Annotated in this window: 13 protein-coding genes; 8 read left to right on the forward strand and 5 right to left on the reverse strand. The window is 61.4% G+C overall.

All coding sequences use genetic code 11. The annotated features are described in order from the left end of the window. Positions 1-164 precede the first annotated feature (164 nt). Positions 165-1,010, forward strand: coding sequence for an urea carboxylase-associated family protein (locus AC2FMD_RS10310; RefSeq protein ID WP_496742197.1), 846 nt, complete (start codon positions 165-167; stop codon positions 1,008-1,010). A 30-nt stretch (positions 1,011-1,040) separates the two neighbouring features. Here the strand turns inward: AC2FMD_RS10310 and deoD are convergent, their stop codons facing one another. The 3 genes from deoD to AC2FMD_RS10325 all read right to left on the reverse strand — a co-directional run bounded on the left by deoD (position 1,041) and on the right by AC2FMD_RS10325 (position 4,171). Beyond that, positions 1,041-1,751, reverse strand: a complete 711-nt coding sequence (gene deoD / locus AC2FMD_RS10315; protein ID WP_496682136.1) for a purine-nucleoside phosphorylase — start codon at positions 1,749-1,751, stop codon at positions 1,041-1,043. 19 nt (positions 1,752-1,770) lie between these two features. Continuing rightward, entirely contained in the window at positions 1,771-2,088 is a 318-nt protein-coding gene (locus AC2FMD_RS10320; protein WP_496742199.1) for an H-NS histone family protein, read from the reverse strand. Between the two features lie 115 nt (positions 2,089-2,203). Beyond that, the gene (locus AC2FMD_RS10325; protein ID WP_496682131.1) at positions 2,204-4,171 is read right to left on the reverse strand and encodes a protein meaA; all 1,968 of its coding nucleotides are present in this window, start codon (positions 4,169-4,171) and stop codon (positions 2,204-2,206) included. A 146-nt stretch (positions 4,172-4,317) separates the two neighbouring features. Here AC2FMD_RS10325 and AC2FMD_RS10330 point away from each other — a divergent pair, with 146 nt between their 5' ends. From AC2FMD_RS10330 to AC2FMD_RS10360, 7 genes are all read left to right on the forward strand, one after another. Further along, entirely contained in the window at positions 4,318-5,703 is a 1,386-nt protein-coding gene (locus tag AC2FMD_RS10330) for a 1-acyl-sn-glycerol-3-phosphate acyltransferase (protein WP_496688088.1), read from the forward strand. A 112-nt stretch (positions 5,704-5,815) separates the two neighbouring features. Beyond that, entirely contained in the window at positions 5,816-7,102 is a 1,287-nt protein-coding gene (gene ccrA, locus AC2FMD_RS10335) for a crotonyl-CoA carboxylase/reductase (protein ID WP_496682128.1), read from the forward strand. Positions 7,103-7,307: 205 nt separating this feature from the next. Further along, positions 7,308-7,526 carry a hypothetical protein gene (locus tag AC2FMD_RS10340; RefSeq protein WP_496682143.1) on the forward strand — a complete coding sequence of 73 codons (219 nt, stop codon included), beginning with the start codon at positions 7,308-7,310 and terminating at the stop codon, positions 7,524-7,526. Further along, positions 7,465-8,184 carry a helix-turn-helix transcriptional regulator gene (locus tag AC2FMD_RS10345; RefSeq protein ID WP_496742201.1) on the forward strand — a complete coding sequence of 240 codons (720 nt, stop codon included), beginning with the start codon at positions 7,465-7,467 and terminating at the stop codon, positions 8,182-8,184. Before AC2FMD_RS10340 ends, AC2FMD_RS10345 begins: the two co-directional genes overlap by 62 nt. An 82-nt stretch (positions 8,185-8,266) precedes the next feature. Further along, positions 8,267-8,905, forward strand: coding sequence for an acyl-homoserine-lactone synthase (locus AC2FMD_RS10350; protein ID WP_496682126.1), 639 nt, complete (start codon positions 8,267-8,269; stop codon positions 8,903-8,905). A 51-nt stretch (positions 8,906-8,956) separates the two neighbouring features. Then, positions 8,957-10,489, forward strand: coding sequence for an ATP-dependent DNA helicase (locus tag AC2FMD_RS10355; protein ID WP_496794977.1), 1,533 nt, complete (start codon positions 8,957-8,959; stop codon positions 10,487-10,489). Beyond that, positions 10,486-11,214 (forward strand): SDR family oxidoreductase, encoded by a 729-nt coding sequence (locus AC2FMD_RS10360; RefSeq protein WP_496742205.1) that lies wholly within the window; start codon positions 10,486-10,488, stop codon positions 11,212-11,214. The genes AC2FMD_RS10355 and AC2FMD_RS10360 overlap by 4 nt, the downstream gene beginning before the upstream one ends. 3 nt (positions 11,215-11,217) lie before the next feature. On the opposite strand, the gene AC2FMD_RS10365 is transcribed toward AC2FMD_RS10360, so the two are convergent. Together AC2FMD_RS10365 and AC2FMD_RS10370 are read right to left on the reverse strand one after the other, a co-directional pair. After that, positions 11,218-11,961, reverse strand: coding sequence for a TIGR02186 family protein (locus AC2FMD_RS10365; protein ID WP_496682141.1), 744 nt, complete (start codon positions 11,959-11,961; stop codon positions 11,218-11,220). A 22-nt stretch (positions 11,962-11,983) separates the two neighbouring features. Continuing rightward, positions 11,984-12,904: a sulfite exporter TauE/SafE family protein gene (locus AC2FMD_RS10370; RefSeq protein WP_496682119.1), complete on the reverse strand. Its 921-nt coding sequence runs from the start codon at positions 12,902-12,904 to the stop codon at positions 11,984-11,986. Positions 12,905-12,908: the final 4 nt, after the last annotated feature.

Consider the following 12,908-nt stretch of genomic DNA (forward strand, 5'->3'; position numbering starts at 1 on the left):
GACGGGATCTGGAGCTGTGCATTCTGCGGTGCCGTGTCCCGTTCCGAGACGCAGCCGAACCGGTGCGAGCGAACCGGAACCTGACATTTCGGCGCCAGCGAATCCTTGGGGTTTCCCGCCGCCGCGATCTGCGTCACTGTGTCGAAAACATGGACGGACGCAGCATGACGAACCCACCACCCGACGCCGCCGCCCGCCGGGCCATCGCTCCGGTGATCTGCTATCCCAATGACAGCCTGTCGGCGCCGGACATGCCGCTGCTTGGGGCGGCCCGGTCAACCGCGCGCAAAACGGGCGAGGTTTTGGTCCCGCCACGCGATGCGCGGTGTTTCGAGGTTCCGGCTGGGCATTTCTTTCGCATTACTTCGGTCGAGGGCCCGCAGGTCGGTGACCTGAACCTGTGGAGCCTGCACGACCTGTCCGAGCGTTTCTATTCAGGCAAGACCCGCGCGTTGCACGGAACCCACGTGACGACGGGCGAGCGGCTGTGGTCCAGCTTTCCCCATCTGCGCCCCATGGCGACGATCGTGGCCGACACGCTGGACTGGTATGGAATCGACGAATATGGCGGGTCGGTGCATGACGTGATCGGAACGCGCTGCGACCCCTACACCGGCAATCTGCTGTCGGGCACGCAGTATCACCAGTGTTGCCATTCCAACCTGACCCGCGCGCTGGCCGACCATCTGGGCCTTTCGCTGGCCGAGGCCGAGCCGGCCGTGCACGACGTGCTGAACGTGTTCATGTGCACCGGCTTCACCCGCGATACCGGGCAGTATTTCATGAAGGCGTCGCCGGTGCGTCCGGGCGACTATCTGGAGTTTTTCGCTGAAATCGATCTGCTGGGCGACCTCAGCGCATGCCCGGGCGGGGATTGCTCGGCCGAGCATTCATCGGACACCGCCGCCTGTCATCCGCTGCTTGTCGAAGTGTTTGCGCCTGCCGAAGGGACGTTGACCGGATGGCAAAGCCCGGCGCCCAATGGCTATGACCGCTCGCACGGGCGCTGAGGCCCGGGAATAGCCCCGGGCCGGTTGGCTTCAGGCGTTCGGGAAGGCGGCGTGCAGCGCAATTTCCACCATGTCGCCAAAGCTGCTCTGGCGCTCGGACGAGGGCAGGGCCTCGCCGGTCAGCAGGTGATCGGACACGGTCAGAACCGCCAGAGCGCGGCATTTGTGCCGTGCGGCCAGGATATACAGCTCGGCGGCCTCCATCTCGACACCCAGGATGCCGTGGCGCACCATCTGCTCGTTCAGGTCGGGGCGTTCGTCATAGAACACGTCCGACGAGTAGATACCGCCGACATGCATCGGGGTTCCTTTCGCCTCGGCCGCCTGCACGGCCGCCTGCAACAGCGACCAGTCGGCGCAGGGCGCGAAGTTGATCTCTTTCATGATGCCCCGAGACGGCGTGCTGAGCGTCGTTGACGTCATCGCAATGATCACATCGCGCAGTTTGACGTTTTCCTGCATGCCACCGCACGAGCCGATGCGGATCAGGGTTTTCGCACCGTAGTCCCGGATCAGTTCATTGACGTAAATAGACAGCGAGGGCATTCCCATTCCGCTGCCTTGAATGGTGACCGGATTGCCTTTCCATTCGCCGGTGAATCCCAGCATTCCGCGCACATCGTTGATCTGGCGGACATTGCTCAGGAAAGTTTCCGCTGCCCATTTCGCGCGATAGGGGTCGCCGGGCAAAAGCACGGTTTCGGCAATTTCACCTTTTTCGGCGCCAATGTGAATTGTCATTTTGGTACAAAACCCTCATTCAGATTTCGAGATCGGTTATATCTGCTCCGGCTTTCAGCGCTTCGTGTACCCATTTCGGTTTGCGCCCGCGCCCCGTCCAAGTTTGCGAAGGGTCAGTCGGATTCCGGTATTTTGCCTTGGCTTTGCCGCTCTTTCCAGATCTGGACGCCTTCACCGTCAGGTCCGACAGCGAGAACCCATAAGCCGCCGCGGCCTGTTCAGCCGCTTTCAGGGCTTCTTCGCGCTCGCGGGCCTCGGCATTCTCCAAGGCCGTGTCGATTTGGCCGCGCAATTCCAGAAGTTCCTGACGCGACATTTTTTCAAGATTGATCGCCATTTTCCCCGTACCTGTCAATTTCGGTTGCGAATTGTCCGCACACGGTAAGGAGAACTTTCTTTGTTTTCTAATCTTTTTTTACTGAAATCGAATAATAAGCGCGCTCATTTCTGTTTTATTCTGCGGCGATCGTTTTTGGATCTGCCAACGCCACGATGTCTCCCATGATCGCATTCAGTTCGAAATTCTTGGGAGTATAGACATTGGCAACACCCATCGATCTGAGGCGATCCGCGTCTTCGTCCGGGATGATGCCCCCGACGACAACGGGAATATCACCCAAGCCAGCTTCGCGCAGGCGTGTCATGACTTCCTGAACCAACGGCAGGTGACTGCCCGACAGGATCGACAGGCCGATCACATGAGCTTGCTGATCCATGGCCGACTTCACGATTTCCTCGGGGGTCAGGCGGATGCCGTCATAGGTGATGTCCATGCCGCAGTCGCGGGCGCGGAAAGCGATCTGCTCGGCACCGTTGGAATGGCCGTCCAGCCCTGGTTTGCCCACCAGGAATTTCAGGCGACGCCCCAGGCGGTCGCTGACCGCATCCACCGCCGCCCGCAGGTCGTCCAAGCCTTCGGTCTTGTTCGAGACCGACCCCGAAACGCCCGTCGGGCCACGATAGGTGCCAAAGACGCGCCGCATCTCTTCGGCCCATTCGCCGGTGGTGACGCCGGCCTTGGCCGCGGCGATCGAGGGCTCCATGATGTTGGCGCCCGATTGCGCGGCGGCGCGCAGATCGGCCAGCGCCGCGCTCACGGCGGCGTCATCGCGGGCGGCACGCCAGTCGTTCAGGCGATCGATCTGTTCCTGTTCGACCGCCGGATCGACGACCATGATCCCGCCATCCTCGGTCTGCAGCGGCGAGGGCTCACCCTCGGTCCAGCGGTTCACGCCGACGACGATGGTCTCGTTGCGCTCGATCCGGTTGAGCCGCTCGGCGTTGGAATCCACCAGCCGCGATTTCATGTAGTCGATCGCCGCAACCGCACCGCCCATCGACTCCAGATTGGCCAGCTCGGCCCGGGCGCCCTGCTTCAGTTCCTCGACTTTGGCATCGACCACCGGGTTGCCGTCGAACAGGTCGTCATATTCCAGCAAGTCTGTCTCATAGGCCAGGATTTGTTGCATTCGCATCGACCATTGCTGGTCCCAGGGGCGCGGCAGGCCCAGTGCCTCGTTCCAGGCGGGCAATTGCACCGCCCGGGCGCGCGCCTTTTTCGACAGGGTCACGGCCAGCATCTCGATCAGGATGCGATAGACGTTGTTTTCGGGCTGCTGCTCGGTCAGGCCCAGCGAGTTGACCTGAACGCCATAGCGGAATCGGCGGAACTTGGGGTTTTCCACGCCATAACGTTGTTGCAGTATTTCATCCCAAAGGTCGACAAAGGCCCGCATCTTGCACATTTCGGTGACAAATCGGATGCCCGCATTCACGAAGAACGAGATGCGGCCGCATAGCGCCGGAAAATCCTCGGCCGGAACGCGGGGACGCAACTCGTCCAGGACCGCGATGGCGGTGGCCAGCGCATAGGCCAGCTCCTGCTCGGGCGTCGCGCCGGCCTCTTGCAGGTGATAGGAACACACGTTCATCGGGTTCCATTTCGGTACGTTCGAATAACAGTACTCGGCCACATCCGCGATCATCTTGAGCGAGGGCTTGGGTGGGCAGACATAAGTGCCGCGGCTGAGATACTCCTTGATCAGATCGTTCTGTACCGTGCCCTGCAGCTTGGACACATCGGCGCCCTGTTCCTCGGCCACCGCGATATACAGCGCCAGCAGCCAAGGGGCTGTGGCGTTGATCGTCATCGACGTGTTCATCTGCTCCAGCGGGATCTGATCGAACAAAACCCGCATGTCCCCCAGGTGGCAGACCGGCACCCCGACCTTGCCGACCTCGCCCCGGGCCAGGGTGTGATCACTGTCATAACCCGTCTGCGTCGGCAGATCGAAGGCAACCGACAAACCGGTCTGCCCTTTGGCCAGGTTGGACCGGTACAGCGCGTTCGAGGCTTTGGCCGTGGAATGACCGGCATAGGTTCGGATGAGCCAGGGGCGGTCTTTCTGCGTCTGCGTCATGGTCAGAGCCTCATGCGTCGATGGGTAACAATATTTCTCTCATGGGTTCTAAAGCGCAATTTTCAGCACATGTCAATTCGCTGCGTTGCGGCATGTACGGTGTGCTGCCGATTGTGACGGCGGCGGTTTGATGGCACTGTGCCGGCATGACGCAGACCGTTGAGCTACCGATTTGGCTGTTTGTTCTGATCGTGGTGTTTGCCGCGGTCACTTTTGCCTCGCATTTCCTGTTCCCGTCGGTGCGCTGGTTCTTTCGCCGCCGGCTTGAACGGGCTGTTGAACGGTTGAACCAGCGCCTGCAACGGCCAATCCAGCCGTTCAAACTGGCCGAGCGTCATGACATGATCCAACGCCTGATCTATGACCCGCAGGTTGGTCAGGCTGTTCAGCACCACGCCGAAGAACATGGTATCCCCGAAGCGGTCGCGTTCGAGCAGGCCCGGCGATACGCCCGGGAAATCGTCCCGTCGTTTTCGGCCTTCATGTATTTCAGCTTTGCCATTCGGTTGGCTCGGTGGTTGAGCAACGCGTTCTACAATGTCCGCCTCAGCCACGAGGACGAGGCCGCATTGAAGGAGATCGATCCCAAAGCAACCGTGGTCTTTGTAATGAATCACCGGAGCAACATGGATTATGTTCTGGTGACCTATTTGGCCGCGCAACAGTCGGCGCTGTCCTATGCGGTGGGCGAGTGGGCACGGGTCTGGCCGCTCAGCCGGTTGATCCGCGCGATGGGAGCCTATTTCATCCGGCGCAAGTCCGGCAGCGAACTCTACCGGCAGGTTCTGGCCAGCTATGTGCGCTTGGCCACCAATGCCGGTGTCACGCAGGCGATGTTTCCTGAAGGTGGCCTAAGCCTGACCGGGGCGCTGGGCCGACCCAAGCTAGGGCTGCTGAAATACATCATCGACGGCACCAGCCCCGATGGGCGGGATGTGGTGTTCGTGCCGGTTGCGCTGAACTATGACAGGGTGCTGGAGGATACGATCCTGACCGCTGCCGCCCTGGGCAGCGAACGGCGGTTTCGCGCTCGGATCGGCGTGATCACAAGGTGGAGCCTGAAACAGGTATGGCGCCGTATCATCGGGCGCTACAAGCGGTTCGGCTTGGCCTCGGTTCGGTACGGCCTGCCCATTTCGCTGCAGGAGTTCCGCAAACAAGCTGGCCCGGACTTGATGACGGATCTGGCCCGAGAACTGATGCGTCGGATCGGTCGGGCAATTCCTTTGGTACCAGCGCCCGCCGCGTGTTGGCTCGTTCGCGAGAACGGCACCATCTCCGAGTCTGACGTTCAGTCACGCATCGCCGAACTGATGCGGCGGGAAGGCGCGACGGACGAAGACCTGAAAGCTATTTCGCCAGCGATCGAACAACTGGTCGAACGGCGAATACTGAGCAGAAACAACGGTATGCTGTCGCCATCGGTCGAGCGGTTGGATCTGATGCAGTATTATGCCGCCTCAGCGCCCATCAGCGAAGACCCGGATGGTTCTGCGGCTGCAAAAGAAATTTCTGCGGCTGCTGGGTCATAAAATTTCAATAATGATCCGAAATGGGTTGCAAAATTACTCATGGGCCAATATTCCAGCCTATGAAGCGCGCGATTCTGCGTCGCGGCGAACATGTTTGACAGAGGAGGCCACAATGGCTTTGGACACCGACAGCGGCATCGCGTCCTACGAGGCACCGGAAAAAGACCTCTACGAAATGGGTGAAATCCCGCCGATGGGATATGTGCCGAAGAAGATGTATGCGTGGGCCATCCGTAAGGAGCGCCACGGTGAGCCCGACACTGCGATGCAGTTGGAGGTGGTCGATGTGCCCAAGCTGGACAGCCACGAAGTACTGGTTCTGGTGATGGCGGCGGGCGTCAACTACAACGGCGTTTGGGCCTCGCTCGGCAAACCGATCAGCCCCTTTGATGGCCACAAGGCCCCGTATCACATCGCGGGCTCGGATGCATCAGGCATCGTCTGGGCGGTGGGCGACAAGGTGAAACGCTGGAAGGTCGGCGACGAGGTCGTGATCCACTGCAACCAGGACGACGGCGACGACGAGGAATGCAACGGCGGTGACCCGATGTATTCACCCAGCCAGCGGATCTGGGGCTATGAAACGCCCGATGGGTCGTTTGCGCAATTCACCAACGTGCAGGCGCAGCAGCTGATGCCGCGCCCCAAGCATCTGACCTGGGAGGAAAGCGCCTGCTACACGCTGACGCTGGCCACTGCCTATCGGATGCTGTTCGGGCATGAACCGCATGACCTGAAGCCGGGCCAGAACGTTCTGGTCTGGGGCGCGTCGGGCGGTCTGGGCTCCTACGCGATCCAGCTGATCAACACGGCGGGCGCCAACGCAATCGGCGTGATCTCGGACGAAAGCAAGCGCGACTTCGTCATGGGGCTGGGCGCCAAGGGTGTCATCAACCGCAAGGATTTCAACTGTTGGGGTCAGTTGCCTACGGTCAACACACCCGAATACGCCGAATGGTTCAAGGAAGCCCGCAAATTCGGCAAGGCGATCTGGGACATCACCGGCAAGGGCGTGAATGTCGACATGGTGTTCGAGCACCCCGGCGAAGCCACCTTCCCGGTCTCGACGTTCGTGGTGAAGAAGGGCGGCATGGTGGTCATCTGCGCCGGCACCACCGGTTACAACCTGACCTTCGACGTGCGGTACATGTGGATGCACCAGAAACGCCTGCAGGGGTCGCATTTCGCGCATCTCAAGCAGGCCTCGGCGGCGAACCGACTGATGCTCGAACGGCGGCTTGATCCCTGCATGTCCGAGGTGTTCCCCTGGAACGAACTGCCCGAAGCCCACATGAAGATGATGCGCAACGAGCACAAGCCAGGAAACATGTCGGTTCTGGTTCAGGCGCCGCGCACCGGGCTACGCACCCTCGAGGAGGTCTTGGACGCTCGCGGTTGAGCGGGGCGTTGAAACACATCAACGCCCGCGAATCGTTCCGGCGACTCGCGGGCGTTTTCTGTTTTGCAGCCCCTGCTTGAACTTCAGTCGCTTGGAGATTGCGGACCCGCCATTTTTGGGGAGTAGAAAGAAGCGAATATGCAACAAAATCACACACATGTTATGGTTGTGTTAACCCTTCGTTAACTGTTTCGGAGCGACCCTGATGGCGCAGAATGAGTGGATACTGGACGTACTGTCGGACCTCAACGCCTTCGCAGTTGCCAATGGGCTGACGGCTTTGGCCGAACAGCTTGATGACACGAAGCTGATTGCAGCGGCCGAGATTGCGTCCCTCGAGCGTGAGGCGCGGGCACCGTCGAATGGGAACGCAGGTCGATTTGAGTCAGGTCCTGGAGGACTTGGAAAACACCAGCACGCTTGACGAACTGGGCGCGGTTGCCGTCGGGCTTCGCGACAAGCTGAAAATCGATCACATCGTGTATCACTGGGTCGATGGCGGCGGCGAACAATATGGGTGCACGACCTATCCCGACGCCTGGGCCGAGCGCTATCAGGAGCGCAACTATCATCGCATCGATCCGGTCATTCTGGGCTGTTTCCAACGGTTCCAGCCGGTTGACTGGAAGGCGCTGGACTGGTCGGGCAAGGTCGCCAAGGCCTTTTTGAAGGATGCATTGGCGCACGGGGTCGGCAATCAAGGTTACTCGATACCTATCCGCGGCCCGAATGGCCAGTTTGCCCTCTTTACCGTGAACCATTCATGTGCGGATGACGCGTGGCAGGCCTTCATCGGCGCATATGGCCGCGAACTGATCCTGATCGCGCATTACTTCAACCGAAAGGCGCTGGAATTCGAGCGGTCCCGGCAACCGGATTCGCCCCGTTCGCTGTCGCCGCGCGAGATTGATGCCATGACACTTTTGGCCCTTGGCTACAGTCGGGCGCAGGTCGCCCATTCCCTGTCGATTTCCGAACACACGCTGCGGGTCTATATCGAAAGCGCGCGGGCCAAGCTGGGGGCGTTGAACACCACGCACGCCATTGCAAAAGCCCTGAGCCGGGGATTAATAGTGGTTTAAGGGCCGCGCGCCCCAAACACAGTAAATTAACCATGGCTTTGTACCCCCTTCGTTCCAGCACTGGACGACAAGGGGAAAAGTCATGCTGCGTTATTTATACGCTGACGAACTTCATAAATTTCCGAAATTGGCCGAGGGGATGTTTCGCGACCGCGCCGATCAATTCAAGACCCGCCTGGGGTGGGACGTTCACGTCAACGAAAAAGGCGAGGAGCGGGACCAGTATGATGATCTGAACCCGCTGTATGTGATCTGGGAGGAGCCGGATGGCAGCCATGGCGGGTCCATGCGAATTCTGCCGACGACGGGCTCGGTCATGGTGAATGACGTGTTTGGACATCTGACCGGAGGTCGACCGATTTGCAGCCCCCTGATCTGGGAAGTGACCCGATTCTGCCTGTCGCGCGGGGCCAGCCCGCACACGGCCGGTGCCATCATGCTGAGCGGCGGCGAAGTGATGGAGGGCTTTGGCCTGACCCACATCGCGGGGGTCTTTGATGCGCGCATGATTCGCATCTATCGCCTGATCGGGTCGTCTCCGATCGTGCTGGGCTCGGAGGGAACTGGGCGCGACCAGATCTCGGTCGGACTGTGGCCCTATTCGGCCGAGGACTGCAACCGTGTGGCGGAGCGGGCGGGCATCCCGCGCGAGCTGTCGCGGCTGTGGTTCCGAACAGCCTTTGGGTCCACCGCGCGGCATCGGTTCGCACTGTCTGCCTGACGTTGTATTCCGCATCTGGCGCAGACTGGCGCGGCCTTGTAGGGTCGCGCCATGTCTCTGCCCAAGGTCACATTTTCCGAAGACCAGGCCGCCGCCTTCTACAGCATCGCCCAGATGCTGAAAACCGCAGGCGTGGACCTGGAAGACGATGCGCTGCTCAAGCTGCCCGGCCAAGGCGAGTCGGGGGTGATGGCGGTGATCGGCAAGGCCGGGTCGGGCAAAACCCTGCTGTTGGCCGAACTTTACAAGGCGCTGGCCGAGACCGGAGTTCAGATCGTCTCGGGCGACTATGAAAGCCGCAAATCGAAGGACAAGCGCAGCCTTGCCATTCTGGCCCCGACCAACAAGGCCGCCAGCGTGTTGCGGTTGCGCGGTGTTCCGGCCACCACCATTCACCGGATTCTGTACACGCCGGTCTATGATCCGGAATACGAGCGGATCGCCGTATGGCTGGCGGGCAACGACGACCGCCCCGAGATTGAAGGCCTGACCGACGAGGCGCTGGACCGCGCCGCCGCGTTTTACGCCAACAACAAGTCCATCCCCGGTGCTCTGGCCGCCGCCGGCCTGCGCGGGTCGGATTTCATCACCGGCTGGAAACGGCGCGACGAGCCGCTGGATATCGGGTTCGTCGATGAGGCCTCGATGCTGGACGACCGGCAGTTCGAGGATCTCAAGGAGATCTTTCCCACCCTGCTGCTGTTCGGCGATCCGGCGCAGTTGGCGCCGGTGAACCAGTCCGGGTCGATGGTGTTCGATGCTTTGCCGGAACCGCGCAAGCTGATCCTGCACCGGGTGCACCGGCAAGAGGCCGACAACCCCATTCTGGACCTGGCCCATGCGCTGGCCGATCCGGCGATGGGGTTCGAGGATTTCGAACGCCTTGTCGAGCAGACCGCCCGCACGGATGACCGCGTGGTCTGGGGCCAGCGGGTCGAGGTCGACCTGATGGCCCGCAGCCCGGTTCTGGTCTGGCGGAACGCGACGCGTATCCGGCTGATCCAGGCCTTCCGCCAGGTGCATGGGGCCCCCGAGACCGAGCTGTTGGAAGGCGAACCGTTGATTTGCGATGGGATCGAGCTGCCGCTGAAGCACCGCAAGAAGCGGCTCGACCTCGAGGCGCGCGGGCTGATCAAGGGCGCGCAGGTGATCTATCTGGGACCGGGGCGCAAGCCGGGGTTCTCGCGGCTGCATGTCATGGGGGCCGAGGACCCGCAGGTGAGCGCCGCTTCGATCGTGCAGATCGAAAAACCGGACGAGGAAGAGCCCTTCATCCCCTTTGCCGCGCGCATGGGGGCCACGTTTCTGCATGGGGCCGCCGTGACGATCCATAAGGCGCAGGGCTCGCAGTGGGACACGGTGCAGGTCTTTGCCCCTGACCTTTACGCCGCCGCCCGGATGGGCCGGACTGAGGCCGGGCAACCCCTTTGGAAACGGCTGGCCTATGTGGCCATCACCCGGGCGCAAGAGCGGCTGATCTGGGTGGTGCGAAATAGGCTTTCGAAGCCGAGCCACCCGTTGCAGGTTGACGACCTGCGCGCGGTCCCGGCCGCAAAACTTACGCTGGAGGCGGAGGAGACATGAAGACGATCATCGTAACCGGCGCCAGCTCGGGGATCGGGCGAGCCACCGCCGAACTGTTTCTGGATCAGGGCTGGAAGGTCGGCCTGCTGGCGCGTAGTGCGGACAAGCTGAACCAGATGGCCGCCGCGCGCGAAAACGCTATTCCGCTGGTGGCCGACGTGACGGACCCCCAAGCGGTGTCGGCAGCGTTCGATGCATTTCAGGTGCAGGCCGGACGGTTGGATGTTCTGTTCAACAACGCCGGCATTTTTCCGCCCGCCGGAACGATCGACGAGATCGCGCTGGACGACTGGTATCAGAGCGTCAACGTGAATCTGAATGGGATGTTTCTGTGCGCCCGCGCCGCGTTCGGTGCGATGCGGCGGCAGAGCCCGCAAGGTGGACGCATCATCAACAACGGCTCGATCGCGGCGCATGTGCCGCGTCCGAACTCGGTGCATTATACCGCTACCAAACATGCCATAACCGGTTTGACGCGCAGCCTGTCCTTGGACGGGCGGGCCTTCGGCATTGCCTGCGGTCAGATCGACATCGGAAACGCGCGTACCCCGATGGTGCAGGGTCTGGTTGAACGGGCCATTGCCGAAGGGCACGAGCCGGACCCGACGATGGCGGTCGAGGATGCGGCGCGGTCGGTTCTGCACATGGCCAGCTTGCCGCCCGAGGCGAATGTTCAGTTCATGACCGTCATGGCGACCACGATGCCCTATATCGGCCGCGGCTAGGCCTCAACTTTCACGCAGCAGCCGGAAGGCCGTGGATGCCCCCCATCCCGCCGCGATCGCGATCACCAGCGACATCAGCCCGTACCAGACAGGCTGCTGGCGGGACATGTTGTACAGGAACCGCTCCAGCCCGACCTTGCGTACGTCGATAGTGGTTTCGAATTCCGAAATCACCTGACCGCCGCGCATCAGGAAGATGCGGGTCAGATAGTCGCCTTCGGTCAGGTCAGCGGGCATGTCGATCGAGGTGCGGAACAGCGTCTGTTCATCCACGGCAACGGTGTTTTCACGAATCGAGTACAGGCCTTCGTCCTCGCGGATTCTGACGACCGCCTCGGCAAAGTCCTGCGCCTGCCGGATATGCATCGCGGCCCCGACCGAGCGGATCGCGCGCTTGATCGAGATCCGATAGCGCAGGTCCTCGGTGTCGCTGATGATCTCGTTGAACGGGGCGCTGGTCGCCACGGCATAAAAGCTGGGCGCGGAATCGACCAGGACGCTGTCGGTGTTGACCCAGATGCCGAATTTCTTTTCCTTCCGGCGGACCATGACCGGTTCGGACGGGCCGGCCACGGCCACGATCACCTCCAGCGGTGGCCCGTCGGGAATGGGCGCCTCGCGCTTGACGGCGCCGAAAATCAGAATTTCGGAACCGTCGAAATCGGCGGTGATGGCAACCCGGTCCTGGCTGAGGCCTAGAACGACCTGTTCCTGCGCTGCCGCGGCGGGCAGGGACAGCAACACCATGGCTAGAATCCAGCGCAACACGTCAGTGCCCTCCGTCGGTGCCAAGCGAATAGAGCTCGGCCGGTTGGAGAAGCAGATCCAGTGCCAGTTTGGCGCAGACCGCGAGAACAAGCGCGGCCAGCAGCACGCGCAACTGTTCGGCGGGCATGCGTGATCCGATGACGGTGCCGATTTGCGCGCCGATCACACCTCCGACCAACAGCAGCACCGCCAGCACGATATCCACGGTATAGTTCGTGGTGGCATGCAACATTGTGGTGAAGGCGGTGACGAAGATGATCTGAAACAGAGATGTCCCTACGACCACCTTGGTCGGCATGCCCAGCAGATAGATCATTGCAGGCACCATGATGAAGCCACCGCCGACCCCCATGATGGCCGACAGTACGCCGACGCACAGACCCACCAGAACCGGCGGGATCACCGAAATATACAGGCCCGAGGTCCGGAACCGCATCTTGAAGGGCAGGGCATGGATCCATCCGCGCTGACGGCGTTTGGCCACCGGCCCTCCGGCCCGGCGGGATTTGCGCAGCGCGTTCAGGCTTTCGATGAACATCAGGCCGCCGACGACGCCCAAGAATACCACGTAACAAAGCTTGACCAGCAGATCGACCTGGCCGAGGCTTTTGAGGTAGTTGAACACCACGACACCCAGCGCGGCCCCTAACAGGCCGCCCACCAGCAGAACGCAGCCCATTTTCAGATCGACCGTCTTTCGTCGGAAATGCGCCAGCACCCCCGAGAATGACGACGCCACGATCTGGTTGGCCTCGGTGGCGACCGCGACGGCCGGCGGGATGCCGATGAAAAACAGCAGTGGGGTCATCAGAAAGCCTCCGCCGACCCCGAACATGCCCGACAGGATGCCCACCATTCCGCCCAGCCCCAACAGAAGAAAGGCATTTACGGAGACTTCGGCAATGGGAAGGTAAATATACATGCTG

The sequence above is a fragment of the Ruegeria sp. BHSC276 genome, assembly GCF_059612945.1.